Consider the following 19,210-nt stretch of genomic DNA (forward strand, 5'->3'; position numbering starts at 1 on the left):
GACAGCGCTATCAATGATGATAGCGCTGTCATTCATGGCCCCCTGCACGGCAGCGCGGGCCAGGCGCCAGGGAGGGGGCCAGATGGAAAAAGATGTGCCCGTGATTCTGGTCATGGGAGCCTGCGGTGTCGGGAAGTCGACGATCGCGCGGGGTCTGGCCGACAGGCTGTCCGCGCGGTTCATCGAGGCCGACGATTTTCACCCCGCCGACAACAAGGCGCTGATGGCGCGTGGCGTCCCGCTGACCGACGACAACCGCTGGGCCTGGCTGGATGCCATCGCCGCCGAGGCGCAGGCCCGGCCCGGCCTGTCCGTCCTCGCCTGCTCTGCGTTGCGCCGCGTCTACCGCGACCGGCTGCGCCTGACCTGCCGCCCGATGCCGATCATCCATCTGGCCGCCGACGGCGACCTGCTGAAGGCGCGCGTCGCGGCCCGGCAGGATCACTACATGCCGCCGTCGCTGGTGCAAAGTCAGCTCGACACGCTGGAACCGCCCGCGGCCGACGAGTTGGCCTGCATCCTGCCCGCCTTTGATACGCCTGACGCCATCGTGGCGCAGGCCACCGATTTCATCACCCGACACCTTGACCGCGCGCTGATTCCAGCACCGGCCAAGGACTGAACCCGCCGTCATTCACAGGAGGATACAATGACACGCTTTACCACATACACCCTGGCCACGGTCTCGGCCCTGGCCCTTGCGGCACCCGCCATGGCGCAGGACTTCAGCTTCCGGTTCCAGTCGTCCGATCCCGCCGGCAACCCGAATTTCGAGTTGCAGCAGGGCTGGACCGAACTGGTGTCCGAAATGACCGACGGCCGCGTCGCCATCGAACTGCTGCCCGTCGATTCCATCGTCGCCCATAACGAGACGCAGGATGCCATCGCCGCCGGCATCCTCGACGGTCACATCACCGACGTTTCCTATTTCGCAGGCCGCGACCCGGCCTTCGGCCTGATCGCCAACCCGGTCGGCGCCTGGTCCGACCCGCAGCAGATGTTCGACTTCATGGCGGACGGCGGCGGCGCCGCGCTGATGAACGAACTGGAAAACCCCTACGGCCTGCAATTCATCGGTGCGACGACACCGGGGCTGGAAGCCTTCGTGTCCAGCGTGCCGCTGGAGGGTGTCGACGACCTCAAGGGGCTGAAGATGCGCGCGCCAGAAGGCCTCGTGCAGCAGGTCTTTGCCGCCGCGGGCGCCTCGCCGGTCAACCTGCCGGGATCCGAGGTGTTCACGTCCCTCGACAAGCACGTCATCGACGCGGCTGACTATTCGGTCTTTTCGACCAATCAGGCGCAGGGTCTGAACGACATCGCGCCGCATCCGGTCTATCCGGGCTTCCACTCGATGCCGCTGGTCGAGATTTCGATGAACCTCGACAAGTGGAACGGCCTGCCGGAGGATATCCAGACGGCGATGAAGGAATCCGTCACGCAGTTCGCCCAGACGCAGGTCGCGACCCTGAAGGAGCGTGACGAGGCCGCAGTGGCCGAGGCCAAGGCCGGTGGCAAGATCACCGTGCACGACTGGTCCGACGAAGAGCGCGCCAAGTTCCGCACCATTGCCGTCGACCAGTGGGCGGCGCTGGCCGACCGGTCGGACAACGCGAAGAAGGTCTATGAAACGCTGACCGGTTACCTGTCCGAAAAAGGCATGCTGCAGCAGTAACACCGACCGGACGGGACGGCACGCGCCGTCCCGTCCCCCCTTGCACCCCACCGCCACAGAAAGGAGACCGCCATGGCCAAGCATGATGCCATTCCAGAGGTTCTGCACGAAAACCATGTCGCGATCCCCGAGGCGGGCTGGCTGGGCCGCGTCATCGACCGGCTAGGGCTGGTCTTTGCCGTGGGCCTGCTGGTATCCATGCTGATCCTGATCCAAGAGGTGCTGCTGCGCTACGTCTTCAACGCCCCGACGATCTGGGCGCACGAGACGACGGTGTTCCTCTGCGGTGCGGCCTTCATCTTTGGCGGGCTTTATTGCACGGCCAAGGACCGGCACATCCGCGTCGTGCTGCTCTATGACATCGCACCGCCGGGGATGCGGCGGGCGCTGGATGTCGTGATTTCCCTGATCTGTGCCATTTGCACCGGGTTCTTTACCTGGGCGTCCTGGCTGATGGTGCAGCGGTCGGCCTTTGCACCAGACGGGGCGATCCGGCTGGAACGCTCCGGCAGCGCTTGGGACCCGGTCTATCCCGGCGTCATCAAGATCATGCTGATGGTGGTCATGGCGATCATGACAGTTCAGTTCCTCATCCTTGCCTACAACTACGCCAGAAAGCCGCGCTGATGGAATTTTTCGGATCCCTCCAGAGCCTCGGGATCGAGGCCGGCACCGGCCTGATGTTCGCGATGCTGCTGTTCCTGCTCGTGACCGGCATCCCGCTGGCCTATGTCACCCTGCTGGTGGCACTGTTCTTCGTGCTGGGCTGGTTCGGCCCGTCCGCGGTGCCGCTGATCACCTCGCGGATCTATTCCTTTGTTTCCAGCTTCGTCTTCGTGTCGGTGCCGATGTTCGTGCTGATGGCCGCGATCCTCGACCGGTCAGGCATCGCGCGCGACCTCTTTGATGCGATGAAGCTCTTCGCGGGCCGGATGCGCGGCGGCGTGGCGGTGCAGACGATCTTTGTCGCCGTGATCCTTGCAGCGATGTCGGGCATCATCGGTGGAGAGATCGTGCTGCTGGGCCTGATCGCCCTGCCCCAGATGCTGCGGCTGGGTTACGACCGCAAACTGGCCATCGGCGTGGTCTGCGCGGGTGGTGCGCTGGGCACGATGATCCCGCCGTCGATCGTGCTGATCATCTATGGCCTGACGGCCAACGTCTCGATCGGGGACCTGTTCACGGCGGCCTTCATCCCCGGCGCGATGCTGGCGGCGTTCTATGTGGCCTATGTCCTGATTCGCACCCGCATGAACCCCGACATGGCCCCGCTGGGCGATCTCAGCGGCGTCGACAGGACCGAGAAGCTGCGGCTGGCCAAGGGGCTGGTGCTGCCGATGCTGGTGGTCGTGGGCGTTCTGGGGTCGATCTATGGCGGTATCGCCAGCGTGACCGAGGCATCAGCCGTGGGCGTCATAGGCGTCACCCTGTCGACCATGGTGCGCGGCGAGTTTTCCTTTCGGATGATGATCGACGCAGCCCTTCAGACGCTGCAGACCGTGGGCATGATCGTCTGGATCGGTATCGGCGCCACGGCGCTGGTCGGCGTGTTCAACCTGATGGGCGGCATCCATTTCGTCACGGAACTGATCACCGGCATTTCCGACAACCCGGTCCTGATCCTGCTCTTCATGATGGTGATCCTCTTCGTGCTGGGCATGTTCCTCGACTGGGTGGGCATCGCCCTGCTGACCATGCCGGTCTTCGTGCCGATCATCGTCAGCCTTGGCTACGATCCGGTCTGGTTCGGGGTGGTGTTCTGCATGAACATGCAGATGAGCTTCCTGTCGCCGCCCTTCGGTCCTGCGGCCTTCTACCTCAAGTCCGTGGCCCCGCCCGACATTTCACTGGGCGAGATCTTTCGCGCGCTGCTGCCGTTCATCGGGTTGCAGGCGCTGGCTGTCGGTTTGCTGATCCTGTTTCCGGCGCTGGCCTACTACTGACCGGCGACGGGCGTCGTCACGAAGGCGTTGGAATCCCCGCACGGCCCGCGCTATGACGCGCGTGGGACCGCGCGCCGCGCGGGCCGGATCAAGGAGAAAGCCCGATGACCTTCGACCGCAGCCTCAAGATCGCGCCGTCGATCCTGTCCGCCGACTTTGCCGACTTTGGCCGCGAGATTCGCGCGATCGAGGATCAGGGCGCCGACTGGGTGCATGTGGACGTGATGGACGGACATTTCGTACCGAACCTGACGTTCGGCCCGCCTGCGGTGAAGGCGTTCCGCCGCCACGTGACCACGTTCATGGACGTGCATCTGATGATCTCTCCGGTCGATGCCTATATCGATGCCTACGCCGAGGCGGGCGCCGACATGCTGACCGCCCATGTCGAGGCCGGGCCGCATATTCACCGCACCCTGCAGGCGATCCGCGCGGCGGGGATGAAGGCGGGCGTGGCCCTGAACCCCGGCACCCCGGCAGAAGCCGTGGCAGAGCTGATGGACGTGGCCGACATGGTGCTGGTGATGACCGTCAACCCCGGTTTCGGTGGGCAGAAGTTCATCGACATGACCGCCAAGATCGCCCGTGTGCGTGACATGATCGGCGACCGAGAGGTCCACATTCAGGTGGACGGCGGCGTCGATCCCGTCACGGCGCCGCTGGTGGTGGCCGCCGGCGCCGACGTATTGGTCGCAGGATCCGCCGTGTTCCGGGGCGGGTCCGTAGACGCGGCACAGGTCTACGGCGAGAACATGCGCGCGATTCGCGCCGCCGTGCGGGGCTGAGGGCATGGCCGTCCTTTCGTCCAGCCGCGCGATGGCAGTGGCAGGGCGCATGCCGTCGATGCACTTCAAAATGACAAGGAACAGCTGATGGCCCGGATCGTCTTCGACCTTGATGGCACGCTGATCGACAGCGCGCCCGATATCCACGGTGTCGCCAATACCGTGCTGGCGGACGAGGGGCTAGCGCCCCTGACCATGACGCAGACGCAGGATTTCATCGGCGACGGGACCGCCGTCTTCGTGCAGCGGATGCGCGCGGCGCGGGACATGCCTGACAGCGATCAGGACCGCCTGCTGGCGGCCTTCATGGCGCGCTATGACGGTGCGGTGGCGCTGACGCAGGTCTATCCGGGCGTCGTGGCGGCGCTGACAGCCCTGCGCGACGCGGGCCATAGCCTTGGCATCTGCACCAACAAGCCGCTGGCCCCCACCCGCCGGGTGCTGGATCACTTCGATCTGACGCCATTCTTTGCAACCGTCTGGGGCGGCGACAGCCTGCCCGTCCACAAGCCCGACCCCTCGCCCCTGCACGCCGCCTTCACGGCGCTGCCGGACGGCCCGCGCCTTTACGTGGGCGACAGCGACGTGGATGCGGAAACGGCGGTGCGCGCGCAGGTGCCGTTCCTGTTGTTCACCGAAGGCTATCGCAAGAGCACCATCGACGCCCTGCCGCACCGGACAGCGTTCTCCAGCTTCGACGCCCTGCCCGGGATCGTCGCGGACTGTCTGTCGGGAACCGATACGACCGGGGCATGATCCCGGCCCGGCAGGTCACGAAGGCTCAGGTCCGACCGGACGGCGCATCATCGCGGCGCACCGAATTGCCGCCACGGATGATCCGGTTGATCAGGCTCGCGACTTCGACGTGAAAGGCCGAGTCCTCGGTGGCGTCGGGATGGTTGCTGTGGGCCGCGGCCGCGTCGCGCAGGACACCTACGATTTCGTGTTCTGGCAGGATGTTGCGGTCGTTCAGCGCCAGCATCAGCGATTCACAAATCGACAGCGCGGCGGCAGCGGTCACCCTTGCGCTGAACAGCGGGGCTGATTCGACATCTTGCGATTGTGTTGCGTTTGACATGGGCAGGGCCTTCCGGTTTCCGGCCCGTCCGGTCAGGCCGCTCACAACACTGACAGAATGATACGAATATGGACTGATCGACATCAGGATCGTCCTTCAGACTTGCCGCTAAATACGATGTAACCTGTCCGGGCACGCCGCGACCGGAACCGAAAGAATGCCGATGTACAGCCATCACAGTCCGCTGACCCGCAAATTGGGCAATTTCGTCGCGTTGAACGAGGCCGAGCTGGACATCCTCGACGGCTTGCACCAGCGCAGGCGGTCATTTGTGGCCGGGCGCGATCTGGTGCATCAGGGGCAGCTCCGCTCTGCCGCGTATATTCTGGCCGAGGGCTGGGTCTGTTCGTACAAGCTGCTGCGCGACGGCACACGGCAGATCGTGGATTTCCAGATTCCGGGCGATTTTCTGGGGCTGCGGTCCGTCCTGTTCCGCACCGCTGACCATAACATCGAACCGATCACCCCGGTCGAAGCCTCCGAGGTGCTGAGCAGCGAGTTGCTGCATGCCTTTGCCGAAACGCCGCGCCTTGCGACCGCCGTGCTCTGGGCCGCGTCGCGGGACGAGGCGATGGTCGTCGAACACCTTGTGGGCATCGGGCGGCGCAATGCGCTGGAACGCACGGCGCATCTGCTGCTGGAGCTGAACGCCCGGCTTGTCCTTGTCGGCCATGCCACGCGCGAAGGTTTCGCCTGCCCGCTGACGCAATACCATCTGGCCGACGCACTGGGGCTGAGTGCCGTCCACATCAACCGCGTCCTGCGCGAGTTGCGCGAAAGCCGGTTGCTGACCTTCCACAGGGGACAGGTCGAGATCCTTGATTTCGACGGTCTGGTCGATCTGGCGGAGTTCGATTTCGACTATCTTGATCAGGACGGGCCACTGCTGCGCTAGTCGCAGCCGCGGGATGATCGGGTGACCGGTCACGCCGTCTGACGCTGCGCGGGCACCGTCAGCCGGACGGTCAGACCCGCCGGGTCCGAAAGATAGGCCGCGGTGCCGCCAACCTGCGCCAGCAGACGTTCGACGATCCGCAGGCCCAGACCCTGCCCGGCCTTCGGGGCTGAATTGGGGGCCAGTCCCGGCCCGTAATCGCGGACCGATACCTCGATCATCGCATCCGCCAAGGGGCGGCAAGACACCAGCAGGGCCACCTTGCCCGCGCTGTCGCGGGCGTGCTTGATCGCGTTCGTCATCACCTCTGTCACGATCTGCGTGACCGGCAGCAGGTGGTCCGACGACAGCGCACAGCCCGGCCGGAACGCGCGCCGGATCGTCAGGTCGTCGCCGCCCACCGACTGCAGCGCCGTGCAGACAGACCCCAGGTAGGCCGGCAGATCCACCGGACCGCGCGATCCGTGCCCCGCCAGCATGCGGTGCAGATCCGCCACCGCGTTGATCTGGACATCGACCGCATTGATCAAAAGCAGCGCATCCCGCGCGGTCAGACCCTTGCCCTGCTTGACCATCGCCCGGGATTTCAGGCGGGCATAGCCGGACAGCATGGCCAGATGGTTGGCGATCCTGTGGTCGGCCTCGGTCAGGCGGTCGCAGGTGTTGCAAGCCGCAAAGTGTTGATCGTCCAGCGTCATCGCAGCGTTCATGCCTAGTCCCCCGGTGTGGTGGGCCGCCCCGAGGATACGGGGCAGCCATGGTGTCAGCTGACCTGGATATCGGTGACGACGCCGTCGGCGGTGGTGACACCGACAGGATCGGCGTTGACACTGGGTTCCCAGTCCAGCTCGGCCAGACCACCAGACTTCAGAGCGTGATCGGTGGTCATGAAAATCTCCTTTTGCACGATAATCGCGAGGCGGTGCCGGGCCAGTCATCGCTGTCGGCGGTCTGCGTGATCAGGCCGGACTGCAGCGGGCCGCCGGTTGTCGATGGAAGACTTTTAGACCACATTGTCCCGGTCAATATTGATACGGATCAGCTTTTGGCACGGATCAGCGGGATCAGGCCCAGCGGCGGGTGGCCTCGGCGATGACGGATTCCTCGTCCGTCGGGATGACCAGCACGTCGATGGCAGAGGTATCGGCCGAGATGCGGATCGCATCGGCGGCGTTCGCGTCGGGGTCGAGGATGACGCCGAGCCACGCCAGCCGGTCGCAGATCGCCGCGCGCACGACAGAAGAGCGTTCGCCGATCCCGGCGGTAAAGACGATGGCATCAAGCCCGCCGTTCGCCGTGGCCAGCGCCGCCAGTTCGGTCGCGGCTCGGAAACAGAACAGAGCAATCGCCTCCTTGGCTGCGGGGACAGCGCTCGCCAGAAGCACGGCCATGTCAGGGCTGAGGCCCGACACCCCCAGCAGGCCCGACCGGGTGTAAAGCAAGGTCGAGAGCTGCTGCACGGTCATGGCGCGCTGGTCCATCAGGTAAAGCAACACGCCGGGGTCGATGGTGCCGCAACGCTGCCCCATCATCAGCCCGTCCAGCGCGGTGAACCCCATGCTGGTCGCCACGCTGGCCCCCTTGTGCAGGGCGCAGATGCTGGCCCCTGCCCCCAGATGCGCCACGATCACGCGTCCCGCGGCGCGGTCGCTATGCTCGGGCAGGACGCCCGCGATGTAATCATAGGACAGCCCGTGAAAGCCGTAGCGGATGATACCGCTGTCGGTCAGGTCGCGCGGCAAGGCGAAAAGCTGCGCCAGCCGGTCCTGCGTGCGGTGAAAGCTGGTATCGCAGCAGGCCACCTGCGTCACCTCCGGCAGCAGGGTCGCGACCCGGCGGATGGCGGCCAGGTTGTGCGGCTGGTGCAACGGGGCCAGTGGCACGAGGTCGGTCAGGGTGCGCAGCAGGGCTGCGGTGATGCGCGCCGGCCCCTTCAGCGTGCGACCGCCGTGGACGACGCGGTGCCCGACGGCGACGATGGTCACATCGGGCAGTTGCCGCCCCAGCCAGCGCAGCAGATCGGGGATCAGCGCGTCATGCTGCGCGTCCGGGGCGACGGCCATCGGTTGCGTGACGGGCGCGCCGCCGTGGTCGCGCGCCGCAAACTGCGCCGCCGTGCCGATGCCCGCGATCTTGCCGCGCATCAGGGCGGGAAAGTCGTCGGCGATGGGGAACAGCGCGAACTTCAGGCTGCTGGACCCGGCGTTAAGGGTCAGGATCGCGTCGGTCATCCGATCACCAGCCGGGCCAGCGCGCAGGACGCCAGCCGCGCCCATGCGCTGTCGGCGCGACTGGTCAGGATGATCGGCACAGCCGCCCCCATCACCAGCCCCGCCGCATCCGCCGCCGCCAGATAGATCAACTGCTTGGCCATCATGTTCGCGGATTCAAGGTCCGGTGCGACAAGGATATCCGCCTGCCCCGCGACCGGCGACACGATCCCCTTGGCCGCCGCCGCGGCAGGCGAGATTGCGTTGTCAAAGGCCAGCGGCCCGTCCAGCACGCCGCCGGTGATCTGCCCCCGGTCGGCCATCTTGCACAGCGCCGCCGCATCAAGGGTCGAGATCATGCGCGGGTTCACGGTTTCCACCGCCGCAAGGATCGCGACCTTGGGCAGCACCGTGCCCAGCGCCAGTGCAAGGTCGATCGCGTTCTGCACGATGTCCCGTTTGGCCCCCAGATCCGGTGCCACGTTGATTGCCGCATCCGTGATCAACAGCGGTCTGGGATAGGTCGGCACGTCAAGGACATAGACATGGCTCATCCGCCGGTCGGTCCGCAGGCCGAGCGTGGCGTCGACGACGGCCTCCATCAGCTCTTCCGTATGCAGCGCGCCTTTCATCAGGGCCGCGACCTTTCCCGCGCGGGCAAGGGACACGGCCATCGCGGCGGCGGCGTGGCTGTGGGGGGTGTCGATGACCTCGACCCCCTTCAGGCTGCGCCCTGCGGATTTGGCCGTGGCCACGATCCGCGCCGCGGGCCCGACCAGCACCGGCACGATGATACCGCGCGCACCCGCGTCGAGGGCACCGATCAGGGAGAGTTCATCGCAGGGATGCACCACGGCGGTCCGCACCGGGGTCAGGTCCGTCGTCATGGCGATCAGCCGCGCGTATTGCGCGGCGGGTGCGTGCAGCGCGACCTCTGGCAGCACGATCCGGGGGCGGTGGACCTGGTCCGACGGCGCGATGACGCGGGCCACGCCGTCGATGACCGTCACGCCGTCCTGATTGACGCAGGAACAGGCAAGCGTGACACGGCCCTTCTTCAGCTTTTCGGTCACGGTGACCCGCGTCGTGATCGTGTCGCCCAAGGCGACGGGGGCCTTGAACGACAGGCTCTGGTCCAGAAAGATCGTGCCGGGACCGGGCAGTTGTGTCCCCAGCACAGCGCTGATCAGCGCCGCCCCCCACATGCCGTGGGCGATGATGCCGTGGAACATGTCGGTCGCCGCATAATCCGCATCGACATGTGCCGGGTTCACGTCGCCGGACATCACCGCAAACAAGGAGATGTCGCGGGGCGTCAGGGTCCGCACCGACTCTGCCGTGTCGCCCACGGCAAGTTCGGCGTAGGTGCGGTTCTCGATGAAGGCGGGGGTGATCAGGGGGTCAGGCGCGGACATGCAGACCTCCGTCGACATGAACGACCTCTCCCGTCACGCAGCGCGCGCCGTCGCTGGCCAGCATCGCGGCGACCTCTCCGACATCGCGGATCGTCACCAGCGCCTGTTCCGGCGCGCGGTCGCGGGCGGCGTCGATCAGCGCATCGAAATGCGCGATGCCGGACCCGGCGCGGGTGCGCAGCGGCCCCGGCGACAGGGCGTTGACGCGGATCTGCTGCGGCCCGAGTTCAACGGCCAGATCGCGCACGACCGCCTCCAGCGCGGCCTTGACCGGGCCCATGATGTTGTAGTCGTCCACCACCTTCTCTCCGCCGTAATAGGTCATCGTCAGGATCGTGCCGCCGGCGTGCATCAGCGGCTCCGCCAGCCGGGCGGCACGGATCAGCGAGTGGACGGAGATGTCCATCGCCTGCGCGAAGCCCGCGGCGCTGCAATCGGTGACGCGACCGTGCAGGTCCGGCGCACCGCAAAAGGCGATGGAATGCACGAGGATATCAAGCCGCCCCCAGCGCGCCTTGACCGCGGCAAAGACGGCTTCCATCTGTCCGGGTTTTTCCACGTCCAGCGGCAGCAGCAGCTTGGCACCCACCGCCTCTGCCACGGGCTGGACGTAAGGTTTTGCAGTGGCGTCGATGTAGGTCATCACGATGTCGGCGCCTGCGTCCGCCATGGCCTGCGCGCAACCGGCGGCGATGGAATGGGTATTGGCCACGCCGATCACAAGGGCCACCTTGCCGTCCAGCGCGGTCATCGCTGCATCACATAGGTGCCGGGGGCGTCACCCCTGACCGCATAACGCCCATCGGGCTTGCCCATCGGCGGTGGCGCGACCTCTGGACCGGACCGCGCCTGCAGCCAGTCCGTCAGCACGGGCCACCACGATCCGTCCTGTGCTGCATTCGCCTCCAGCCACGCGGCCGGATCACGAAAGGCGCCACGTTCGGGCGTGCAGGCGCTGCGGAAATGGCGGTCATGATGGCCGGGTTCGGACACGATGCCCGCGTTGTGCCCGCCGCTGGTCAGCACGAAGGTCACGTCCGTATCGGCGAACAGGTGCAGCTTGTAGACCGACTGCCAGGGGGCGACGTGGTCGTCTTCGGTCCCCACGGCAAAGATCGGCGCCGCGATGTCGGTCAGCGCCACCGCCTTGCCGCCGACCCGGTAATGCCCCTCGGCCAGATCGTTGTGCAGGAACAACTGGCGCAGGTATTCCGCGTGCATCCGCGCGGGCATCCTTGTGGCATCCGCGTTCCAGGCCATCAGATCAAAGGCATCGCCCCGCTGACCCAGCATGTAGTCGCGGATGATCGGCGCCCAGATCCGGTCGCGGGCATGCAGCAGGGCAAAGGCTCCGGCCATCTGGTCAGAGGTCAGGAACCCCTGAGCATCCATGATGTCCTCGATCAGGGTGACCTCGGCCTCGTTGATGAACAGCTTCAGCGGACCGGCCTCGGTGAAATCGACCTGTGCCGCCAGCAGCGTGACGCTGGCCAGGCGGTCGTCCTTGTCGCGGCCCATGGCGGCGGCGGCGATGGCCAGCAGCGTGCCGCCAAGGCAGTAGCCGACCGCATGGACCTTTGGGGCTGACGTGATCGCTTCGACCGCGTCGAGGGCGGCCATGACACCCAGCTTGCGGTAATCCTCCATGCTCCGGTCGCGGTCGCTGGCGTCGGGGTTCTTCCACGAGACGATGAAGACGGTGAAGCCCTGTGCGACGAGGAATCCGACCAGCGAGTTCTGCCGCGACAGATCGAGGATGTAGTATTTCATGATCCACGCCGGCACGATCAGGATCGGTTCGGGCCGCACGGTGTCGGTCGTCGGCGCATACTGGATCAACTCGATCAAGTCGTTGCGGAACACGACCTTGCCCGGCGTCGCCGCCAGATCGCGCCCCACCACGAAGGCAGAGGGTGCGACCTCGCCCTTGTGGGTGATGTCGTGGGACAGGTTGCGCAGGCCCTGCAGGATGTTGGTGCCGTGGTCCTGCACCGTGGCCGCCAGCACGTCGGGATTGGTCAGGGCAAAGTTCGACGGCGCCGCCGCATCGGTCAGCAGACCGGCGGTAAAGGCCATCAGGTTTTCGTGCGGGGTCGCCACGCCATGCACCCCGGTCGTCGCATCCTGCCACAGCTGCCAGTTGCGGTGATAGGTCTGCGCCAGCACGTTGAACGGATAGACCCGCCACGCGTCAGAGGCAAAGCGCCGGTCATCGGGCACAGTCGCCGGTGTCAGCCCGAGGCTGCCGGTCCAGAACGCCTGCGTGTCCGCAAGCGCCTGCTGCGCCAGTTCCATCTGCTTGCCGGGGGACGTGGCCATGTGGACGGCCCAGTCCATCCACGCCTCGCCCAGCACGGACGGGGCCAGCCCCAGCGTCGCCTGTGCCACATGCGCGTGGGTTTTGCGGTCAAGCGCCTGGTAGGTCGTCTCTGGCTTGGGGGGGACGGCGACTTCGGGCGGCGTGTCAGTGTTGGGCTGCGGCACGATCTGTTTGACATGACTGGGCATGAAAGGTCCTTCATCACGGGGACGCGGCGGGCGGTCCCCTGCCCCCCGTGTTAGGGGCCGGGCGACAGGCGCGCCTTGATCCAGGTCAGCCTATGTCGGCCCATCGGCGTCATGTGGCCTGCCCCGCAGCGGCGGCGCCGGTGCCAAGCTCGATGATCTCGGCGGTGATCGCCTCTTGTCGCACACGGCGTAGTTTGGCCTGAAAGACCGTCAGCTCTTCGCTGATCTGGTGTCCGGCGGCGGTCATCGCCTGCATCCGCGCTTCGTTTTCGGCGGCAAAGGCGTGCAGGGCGGCCCGGGTGATGAGGGCGTGCAGGTAATCCTGCCCGATGCTGTCGCGCAGCGCCGCGGCGGGCAGTTGCGTCAGGACCGCGGCACCGCTGACCGCCGGCAGCGCCGCCAGATCGAGGGGGAAGAGCCTGTGGCGCACCACCTCTGCCCGGCCTGCGGCCCAGCTTGTGTGGATCACGTCGAGGCTGTCGATCTGCCCCTGCGCCACGGCGGCGAGGACCGCCGCGGTGATCGCCTCGGCGCGTTTCGGGATCGTGGTGGACTGGGATGGCAGGGCGGTGTGCCAGTGGGGCGTGACGCCCCGGCTGGCCGCAACGGACAGGCCGCGCGTGCCGACAAGGAAGACCGGCACGTCGTTGTCGGTCGCGACGGTGTCCAGCACCCGTTCGCTGAACGCCCCGGCAAATCCCTGTTCCGCACCAAAGACCAGCAGCCCGATGCGGCCGGCGGGCGAGGTGGTGCGGTCCCCTGCCCCCAGCACCTGCGCCATGGCCGTGGCGAGCGTGGCGGCATAGCTGTCGACCGCCACGACCTGCGCGCGGGCAACATGGGCGCGGGCCGAGGCGATGCCCTTCATCGCGTTCACCACCGACCCCAGCTGGCGAATCCCGTCGATCCGGGCGCTGATGTCAGCCAGCCGTTCGGTCATGGGTCGGTGACCGGGTCCGCGGGTGTCAGCGTTACCGCAAAACCCTGAAGCGCCGTCAGCAGCGCGGCGCGGGCGGCACCGTCCAGCTGACCGGTCCGGTCCATCGCCTGCACGACCGGTGCGGCCTGCGCGTCCAGCGCGGCGGGCAGGCCGGTGCGGAAGGTCTTGACCGCGTCCAGCGGCAGCGGGTCCAGCAGGCCCGTCTGGACCGCCAGCATCAGCGCCACCTCGTCCACCAGGCGGAAAGGCATGTGCTGGCCTTGCCGCAGCGCTTCCCTGATCCGGGCGCCGCGCGTCAACTGCTGGCGCACGCGGCCATCGGGCATGCCGCCAAAGCGGGTAAAGACCTCCAGCTCCAGAAACTGGGCGTAGTCCAGCCGCAGGGTGCCCGCGGCCGTGCGCAGGACCTTGGCCTGCGTCTTGCCGCCGACCCGGCTGACGGACAGGCCCGCGTCGACAGCGGGTTTCTGGCCCTGATGGAACAGGGCCGCGTCCAGCACGATCTGCCCGTCGGTGATCGAGATCAGGTTCGTCGGGATATAGGCGGACAGGTTGCCCGCCACCGTCTCGGCGATCGGCAGCGCGGTCAGCGATCCGCCACCCAAAGCGGGCGAGAGTTTCGCCGCCCGTTCCAGCAGGCGCGCGTGGATGTAGAAGACATCGCCGGGATAGGCCTCTCGCCCCGGACTTTGCCGCGTCAGCAGCGCGATCTCGCGGTGGGTGGCGGCGTGTTTGGACAAATCATCGAAGACGATCAGCGCGTGCTGACCAGCATCGCGGAAATGTTCGGCCATCGTCATGGCCGCATAGGGCGCGATCCATTGCAGGCCCGGCGCGCTGGCCGCACTGGCCACCACGACGATGCAGCGGTCGAAATTGCCGCCCGCCTGCAAGGCCGCCACGGCACGCCGCACGCTAGAGGATTTCTGCCCCACCGCGACATAGACGCAGATCATGTCGCTGTGCGCCTGTGCGAGGATCGCATCGACCGCGAGGGTCGTCTTGCCGGTGGAATGATCGCCCACGATCAGCTCCCGCTGGCCGCGACCCAGCGGAAAGAGGGTGTCGACCACCACCACACCGGTCTGCACGGGTTCCGTCACCAGATCGCGGTCGATGATCGCGGGGGCGGCCCGCTCGATCGGCATCCGGGCGGTGGCGGCCACCGGCCCCTTGCCGTCCAGCGGGCGACCCAGCGGATCGACGATGCGGCCCAGCAGCGCTGCGCCCACCGGGACATCCACGACTGTGCCCGTGCCGGTCACAGCGTCGCCCGCCTCCACCTCGGTCGTCCCGTCCAGTAGCACGCAGCCGATCCGGTCGGGGTCCAGCACGCGGGCAAACCCGGTCTGCCCGCCCGCGAAATGCAGCACCTCGTCCAGCCCCACATTGCGCAGGCCGGATATCATGGCGACGCCATCGCCGATCTCCTCGACCCGGCCACGGTGGATGGCGAGGGGGGCGAGGGTCACGGCGTCCAGCCGCGCCTCGGCCATGGCCAGCCATGCGGCGGCGTCACGCGGCATCGGTCAGCGCCCGTTCGATATCGTCCAGATCCGCGCGCCAGCTGTTGTGCAGCGTGAAATGCGGGGTGCGCAACTCGCCCCCCGCGATCAGCGCCGGATCGGTCACGAAATGCAGCACCGGCTTGGCCCCCAAGGCATCGTGGACCGTCTGCGTGATCGCCTTGCGCGCCTCTGGCGACAGATCGCCCGGACTGGCGAGGGTGATCCCGCCCTTTGTCGCGGCCAGCGCGGCCCGGTCCTGCGGCGTCATGGCGCCGATGCCCGCCACCAGACGCGCGAGGAAGGCCGTCTGCACGACCTCCGTATCCAGTCCCGCCAGCAGCTTGCGGGCCATGGCGACGGCCAGCGTTGCCGCGGCCTTTTCTGCGGCCGCCCGGTCGGTCTCGGCCTTCGCGGCGGCGGTCGCGGCAGCAGCCGTTACCAGCGCCTCGGCCTGCGTGCGGGCACTGGCGGCGGCGGCCTTGGTCACCACCTCGGCCTGCGCCGCGGCCTCGGCCAGTGCCGCCGTGCGTTCCGCGGCGATGCCCGCGCGGGTCTGCGTGACCTCGGCCAGCGCCGCGTCCGCCTTGGCCTGCGCCGCCTTGGCGTCCGTCAGGAGCGCCGTCACGGTCGCCTGCCGGGCGGTGATGGCCGCGGCGACGGGTGTCCAGAAGACGCGCGACAACAGCCACATCAGGACCGCGACGTTGATCGCCTGCAGCCCCAGCGTCCACAGGTTGATGCTCACGTCAGCATCGGGTTGGCAAAAAGCAGCAGCAGGGCCACGACAAGGCAGTAGATCGCCGTCGTCTCGATCATCGCGAGGCCGACGAAAAGCGTGCGCGAGATCGTGTTCGCGGCCTCTGGCTGACGAGCGATCGCCTCCATCGCGGCGGCGACGGCGCGTCCTTCGGCCAGGGCCGGCCCGATGGAGCCGAAAGAGACGGCGAGCGCCGCGCAGATAATGCTGACGTGGGGAATATAATCCATCAGGTGTCCTTTTCGGATGGGGGAGTGCCGTCCTTGATGGTGGCCGCGATGAAGACCATCGCGAGGACGGAAAAGATGTAGGCCTGCACGAGGCCCGTCAGCAGATCGAGCGCCATGAGCGGGATCGGCACCAGCAGTCCCGCCAGCGACACCACGATGCCGATGACGAAAACGCCGCTCATCACGTTGCCGAACAGGCGGACGAACATGGAAAACACTCGCGTCAGGCTTTGCAGGATGTTGAGCGGGATCATCACCGGGTTGGGCCGGGTGAAGGACCGCAGATAGCCGACCGGTCCGGCGCCCCGGATACCGAACCAGACGACGGACACGAACACCAGCGCCGCAAGCGCCGCGTCGGTTTCAAGCTGCGCCGTCGGCGGCTCCATCCCCGGGATCAGCGAGGTCCAGTTCGCGATCAGGATGAAGACGAAAAGCGATCCGATGAACCCGCGATAGGGCGCGGGGCCGGCGCCGGTGGTCGCGGTGATCTGTGTGTCGAGGGTCGCAACAATCAGCTCCACCGCGGCCTGGCGGCGGGTGGGCGTGGCGGTCAGGGTGCGGGTCAGGGCAAAGGCACAGCCGACAAGCAGCACCATGATGCCCCATGTCGTCACCACCGCCTGCGTGATCGGCACCGGTCCGATCTGGAACAGCACGGTCGAGGCGAGCGGCGAGATCATGGTGCGGCCCGCAGTAGAATGACCTTGGCGCAAAGCACCCCGGCCAGTGCGGCCAGCAGCGCGGCACCGCCCGCCAGCACGGCGACATAGAATCCGGCGCACAGCAGCGACAAGCGGCCAAGGGTCAGGGCCAGACCGATCAGCGGATGCCCCTGCGCCACGATCAGACGCGCGGTTTCGCGCAGGGCGAGGAAATAGGCGTATCCGAGCCCGACGCCGCCGACAAAGCAGGCCGGCAGGATGATAGCGAGGGGAAGCGTGTCGAGGGTCATTCCGCGTTCATCCACGCCCATGCGGTCCAGCCGCCCAGCCCCAGACCCAGCATCAGGCCGGGCGCCGTCCAGAACAGCCCACCGCCCGTCCGCGCATCCAGCCAGCGCCCGCCGAACAGGCCGACCAGCATGGGTGCGACGATCATCCAGCCCAGCACACCGATCTGCGCCAGCCTGCGCCCGACCGAGTCTTGACCATCCCGCAGCCAGCGCCCGTGGCGGTCGCGGCGCAGCCGCGCCTGCTGCACGAGGGGGTCGTCGTCCGGGGCGTCATCGGGGGTCATCGGAACTCTCCGGTATCGGGGCTGGCGGACAGGCGGCTGACCATCCGGCGGATCGCGTTCAGTTGCAGGGCGGTCGCGGCGCTGCGATCCACCCGTTCCGCATCGGCGTCGGCGCGAAAGCGGGCCAGCACGGCGGCGTCGAGGGTGGCAAGGTCGTCGCCCGGCACAGCCTCCGGCGTGGCGATGGCAACATCGCCGTCGACGCTCAGCACGCCGCCGCGCACGGCGCAGAACAAGGTCACCCCTGCGGTGGTCCAAGAGACGACAGAGATCGCGAGCGCCGTCAGGAACGGCGCGTGACCGGGCAGGATGCCAAAGCTGCCGCTGGCATCCTCGGCGGTCATGCGGTCGATGCCGGTGGTCACGACGACGGTCAGCGGGGTGACGATGCGCAGGTTCATGCGGCAGCCTCGGCGGGGGCCGCCTTGGCGTTCTTGGCTGCGGCATCCGCCAGCGTGCCCACCATGTAAAGCGCGCTTTCATCCCAATCGTCCGCCGCGCCGTCAAGGATCGCGCGGCACCCCGCGAGCGTGTCGGCCAGCGTCACGCGCGCGCCGGGAAGGCCGGTAAAGGCTTCTGTCACCATGAAGGGCTGCGTCAGGAACCGCTGCAACCGCCGCGCGCGACCGACGATCTGCCGGTCCGCCTGCCCCAGCTCCTCCACCCCCAGCAGGGAAATGATATCGGTCAGTTCGCGGAACCGTGCCAAGGCCTGACGCACGTCCTCGGCCACGCGGTAATGCGCCTCACCCACCACCAGCGGATCAAGCAGCATCGACGACGACGCCAGCGGATCGATGGCGGGATAGAAGCCTTCCGCCGCCTGCGCGCGGGACAGCACGATGACGCAGTCCATGTGGCTGGAAATCGTGGTGACGGCGGGGTCGGTGAAATCGTCGGCGGGCACGTAAACCGCCTGAATGGCGGTGACCGACGACCCGGCGACGCTCGCGATGCGTTCCTGCAGGGCCGCGACCTCTGTCGCCAGTGTCGGCTGATAGCCCACGCGCGACGGCAGGCGGCCCAGCAGGCTCGATACCTCTGCCCCCGCCTGCACAAAGCGGAACACGTTATCCATCAGCAGCAGCACGTTGCGGTGCTGCGTGTCGCGAAAGTATTCGGACATCGTCAGCGCCGTCATCGGCGCCCGCCAGCGCGCACCGGGGGGTTCATTCATCTGGCCGTAGACCAGCACCGTCTGGTCCAGCACGCCAGAGGCCTGCATCTCTGTCAGCAATTCATGCCCCTCGCGCGAGCGTTCGCCGACACCGGCAAAGACCGAGATGCCGTCGTAGCCTTCGACCATCGCGCGGATCAGTTCCATCACCAGCACGGTCTTGCCGACACCCGCGCCGCCGAACATCGCGGCCTTGCCGCCTTGGGCCATGGGGGTCAGCAGGTCGATGACCTTGATGCCGGTCGCGAAGACCTCTGTGGTGCGGGTCTGGTTGCGCAGGGCGGGCGGGGCCGCGTGGATCGACCGGCGCGGCGTGTCCGCAGGCAGCGCCGGGCCGTCGTCGCGCACCTGCCCTACGACATCCAGCAGGCGCCCCATGATCGCAGGACCGACGGGCACGGTGACAGGCCCAGCGCCCGCGCGTACCGCCGTGCCCCGCGACAGGCCGGCGGTCGCCTGAAAGGCCACGGCGCGCACGGTCTGGGGGTCAAGATGGCTTTGCACCTCCAGCGTCAGCAGCCCGCCCGCGTCGCGCTCGATCGTCAGCGCATCGTTGATCGCGGGCAGATGCCCCACAAAGGCGACATCGACCACGGCCCCGCGCACCGCAAGCACGGTACCGGTCGCCAAGTCGGGCGGAGAGGCAGGTTGATCGCGCACGGGCAGACACTCCGGACCGGGATGCGACCATGTCTGACGATCCGGGGGGCCAGTGTCGTTGACATGGATCAGGATCGACGCCCGGATACCGGTGCTGTGGCCTCAAGCGAAATTTATCGCCCGCCGCGCACAAGACCGGTTTTCAGATGCCCGTCCTGTCGTATGGTCAACCTGCAGATGTCTTTGGGAGGAG

23 protein-coding genes are annotated in these 19,210 nt (G+C 67.3%); 7 read left to right on the forward strand and 16 right to left on the reverse strand.

Going from position 1 to position 19,210, the window contains the following annotated elements; translation table 11 throughout:
- The first annotated feature begins 82 nt into the window (after positions 1 to 82).
- The 6 genes from GLR48_RS19410 (at position 83) to gph (ending at position 5,156) form a co-directional block, all read left to right on the forward strand.
- The gene (locus tag GLR48_RS19410; RefSeq protein WP_237064117.1) at positions 83 to 622 is read left to right on the forward strand and encodes a gluconokinase; all 540 of its coding nucleotides are present in this window, start codon (positions 83 to 85) and stop codon (positions 620 to 622) included.
- 27 nt (positions 623 to 649) lie between these two features.
- Complete coding sequence (locus tag GLR48_RS19415; RefSeq protein ID WP_237064119.1) at positions 650 to 1,672, forward strand: TRAP transporter substrate-binding protein; 1,023 nt, start codon at positions 650 to 652, stop codon at positions 1,670 to 1,672.
- A gap of 72 nt (positions 1,673 to 1,744) precedes the next feature.
- Positions 1,745 to 2,299, forward strand: coding sequence for a TRAP transporter small permease subunit (locus GLR48_RS19420; RefSeq protein ID WP_237064121.1), 555 nt, complete (start codon positions 1,745 to 1,747; stop codon positions 2,297 to 2,299).
- The gene (locus GLR48_RS19425; RefSeq protein ID WP_237064123.1) at positions 2,299 to 3,615 is read left to right on the forward strand and encodes a TRAP transporter large permease; all 1,317 of its coding nucleotides are present in this window, start codon (positions 2,299 to 2,301) and stop codon (positions 3,613 to 3,615) included. The genes GLR48_RS19420 and GLR48_RS19425 overlap by 1 nt, the downstream gene beginning before the upstream one ends.
- 104 nt (positions 3,616 to 3,719) lie before the next feature.
- Positions 3,720 to 4,400 (forward strand): ribulose-phosphate 3-epimerase, encoded by a 681-nt coding sequence (gene rpe / locus GLR48_RS19430; protein ID WP_237064125.1) that lies wholly within the window; start codon positions 3,720 to 3,722, stop codon positions 4,398 to 4,400.
- A gap of 87 nt (positions 4,401 to 4,487) precedes the next feature.
- The gene (gene gph, locus GLR48_RS19435) at positions 4,488 to 5,156 is read left to right on the forward strand and encodes a phosphoglycolate phosphatase (protein ID WP_237064127.1); all 669 of its coding nucleotides are present in this window, start codon (positions 4,488 to 4,490) and stop codon (positions 5,154 to 5,156) included.
- 25 nt (positions 5,157 to 5,181) lie between these two features.
- On the opposite strand, the gene GLR48_RS19440 is transcribed toward gph, so the two are convergent.
- Complete coding sequence (locus GLR48_RS19440) at positions 5,182 to 5,478, reverse strand: hypothetical protein (protein WP_442915820.1); 297 nt, start codon at positions 5,476 to 5,478, stop codon at positions 5,182 to 5,184.
- Positions 5,479 to 5,641: 163 nt separating this feature from the next.
- On the opposite strand from GLR48_RS19440, the gene GLR48_RS19445 reads away from it, so the two are divergent.
- Complete coding sequence (locus GLR48_RS19445; RefSeq protein ID WP_237064129.1) at positions 5,642 to 6,373, forward strand: Crp/Fnr family transcriptional regulator; 732 nt, start codon at positions 5,642 to 5,644, stop codon at positions 6,371 to 6,373.
- A 29-nt stretch (positions 6,374 to 6,402) separates the two neighbouring features.
- Here GLR48_RS19445 and GLR48_RS19450 read toward each other — a convergent pair whose 3' ends face one another.
- The 15 genes from GLR48_RS19450 to atpD all read right to left on the reverse strand — a co-directional run bounded on the left by GLR48_RS19450 (position 6,403) and on the right by atpD (position 19,017).
- A complete protein-coding gene (locus tag GLR48_RS19450; RefSeq protein ID WP_237064136.1) occupies positions 6,403 to 7,083 on the reverse strand; it encodes a sensor histidine kinase in 681 nt (226 codons plus the stop codon).
- A gap of 53 nt (positions 7,084 to 7,136) precedes the next feature.
- Positions 7,137 to 7,262 (reverse strand): hypothetical protein, encoded by a 126-nt coding sequence (locus GLR48_RS25740; RefSeq protein WP_272911436.1) that lies wholly within the window; start codon positions 7,260 to 7,262, stop codon positions 7,137 to 7,139.
- Positions 7,263 to 7,437: 175 nt separating this feature from the next.
- A complete protein-coding gene (locus GLR48_RS19455) occupies positions 7,438 to 8,604 on the reverse strand; it encodes an acetate/propionate family kinase (RefSeq protein WP_237064137.1) in 1,167 nt (388 codons plus the stop codon).
- Positions 8,601 to 9,998, reverse strand: coding sequence for a bifunctional enoyl-CoA hydratase/phosphate acetyltransferase (locus GLR48_RS19460; RefSeq protein ID WP_237064145.1), 1,398 nt, complete (start codon positions 9,996 to 9,998; stop codon positions 8,601 to 8,603). Before GLR48_RS19460 ends, GLR48_RS19455 begins: the two co-directional genes overlap by 4 nt.
- Positions 9,985 to 10,749 (reverse strand): enoyl-ACP reductase FabI, encoded by a 765-nt coding sequence (gene fabI, locus GLR48_RS19465; RefSeq protein WP_237064153.1) that lies wholly within the window; start codon positions 10,747 to 10,749, stop codon positions 9,985 to 9,987. Before fabI ends, GLR48_RS19460 begins: the two co-directional genes overlap by 14 nt.
- Entirely contained in the window at positions 10,746 to 12,506 is a 1,761-nt protein-coding gene (locus GLR48_RS19470; protein WP_237064155.1) for a PHA/PHB synthase family protein, read from the reverse strand. The genes fabI and GLR48_RS19470 overlap by 4 nt, the downstream gene beginning before the upstream one ends.
- Positions 12,507 to 12,615: 109 nt before the next feature.
- A complete protein-coding gene (locus GLR48_RS19475; protein WP_237064157.1) occupies positions 12,616 to 13,446 on the reverse strand; it encodes a F0F1 ATP synthase subunit gamma in 831 nt (276 codons plus the stop codon).
- Complete coding sequence (locus GLR48_RS19480; RefSeq protein ID WP_237064159.1) at positions 13,443 to 14,972, reverse strand: F0F1 ATP synthase subunit alpha; 1,530 nt, start codon at positions 14,970 to 14,972, stop codon at positions 13,443 to 13,445. The genes GLR48_RS19475 and GLR48_RS19480 overlap by 4 nt, the downstream gene beginning before the upstream one ends.
- A complete protein-coding gene (locus GLR48_RS19485) occupies positions 14,962 to 15,699 on the reverse strand; it encodes a F0F1 ATP synthase subunit B family protein (protein WP_237064161.1) in 738 nt (245 codons plus the stop codon). The genes GLR48_RS19480 and GLR48_RS19485 overlap by 11 nt, the downstream gene beginning before the upstream one ends.
- On the reverse strand, positions 15,696 to 15,941 hold the full coding sequence (locus tag GLR48_RS19490; RefSeq protein WP_237064163.1) for a F0F1 ATP synthase subunit C: 246 nt from the start codon (positions 15,939 to 15,941) through the stop codon (positions 15,696 to 15,698). Before GLR48_RS19490 ends, GLR48_RS19485 begins: the two co-directional genes overlap by 4 nt.
- The gene (locus GLR48_RS19495) at positions 15,941 to 16,624 is read right to left on the reverse strand and encodes a F0F1 ATP synthase subunit A (RefSeq protein WP_237064165.1); all 684 of its coding nucleotides are present in this window, start codon (positions 16,622 to 16,624) and stop codon (positions 15,941 to 15,943) included. The genes GLR48_RS19490 and GLR48_RS19495 overlap by 1 nt, the downstream gene beginning before the upstream one ends.
- Entirely contained in the window at positions 16,621 to 16,896 is a 276-nt protein-coding gene (locus tag GLR48_RS19500) for an N-ATPase subunit AtpR (protein WP_237064167.1), read from the reverse strand. The genes GLR48_RS19495 and GLR48_RS19500 overlap by 4 nt, the downstream gene beginning before the upstream one ends.
- Positions 16,893 to 17,180 (reverse strand): AtpZ/AtpI family protein, encoded by a 288-nt coding sequence (locus tag GLR48_RS19505; protein ID WP_237064169.1) that lies wholly within the window; start codon positions 17,178 to 17,180, stop codon positions 16,893 to 16,895. Before GLR48_RS19505 ends, GLR48_RS19500 begins: the two co-directional genes overlap by 4 nt.
- Positions 17,177 to 17,581 carry a F0F1 ATP synthase subunit epsilon gene (locus GLR48_RS19510; protein ID WP_237064177.1) on the reverse strand — a complete coding sequence of 135 codons (405 nt, stop codon included), beginning with the start codon at positions 17,579 to 17,581 and terminating at the stop codon, positions 17,177 to 17,179. The genes GLR48_RS19505 and GLR48_RS19510 overlap by 4 nt, the downstream gene beginning before the upstream one ends.
- Positions 17,578 to 19,017 (reverse strand): F0F1 ATP synthase subunit beta, encoded by a 1,440-nt coding sequence (gene atpD, locus GLR48_RS19515; RefSeq protein ID WP_237064186.1) that lies wholly within the window; start codon positions 19,015 to 19,017, stop codon positions 17,578 to 17,580. The genes GLR48_RS19510 and atpD overlap by 4 nt, the downstream gene beginning before the upstream one ends.
- Positions 19,018 to 19,210 lie beyond the last annotated feature (193 nt).

The organism is Loktanella sp. M215 (assembly GCF_021735925.1).
In the GTDB taxonomy this organism is placed as follows: domain Bacteria; phylum Pseudomonadota; class Alphaproteobacteria; order Rhodobacterales; family Rhodobacteraceae; genus Loktanella.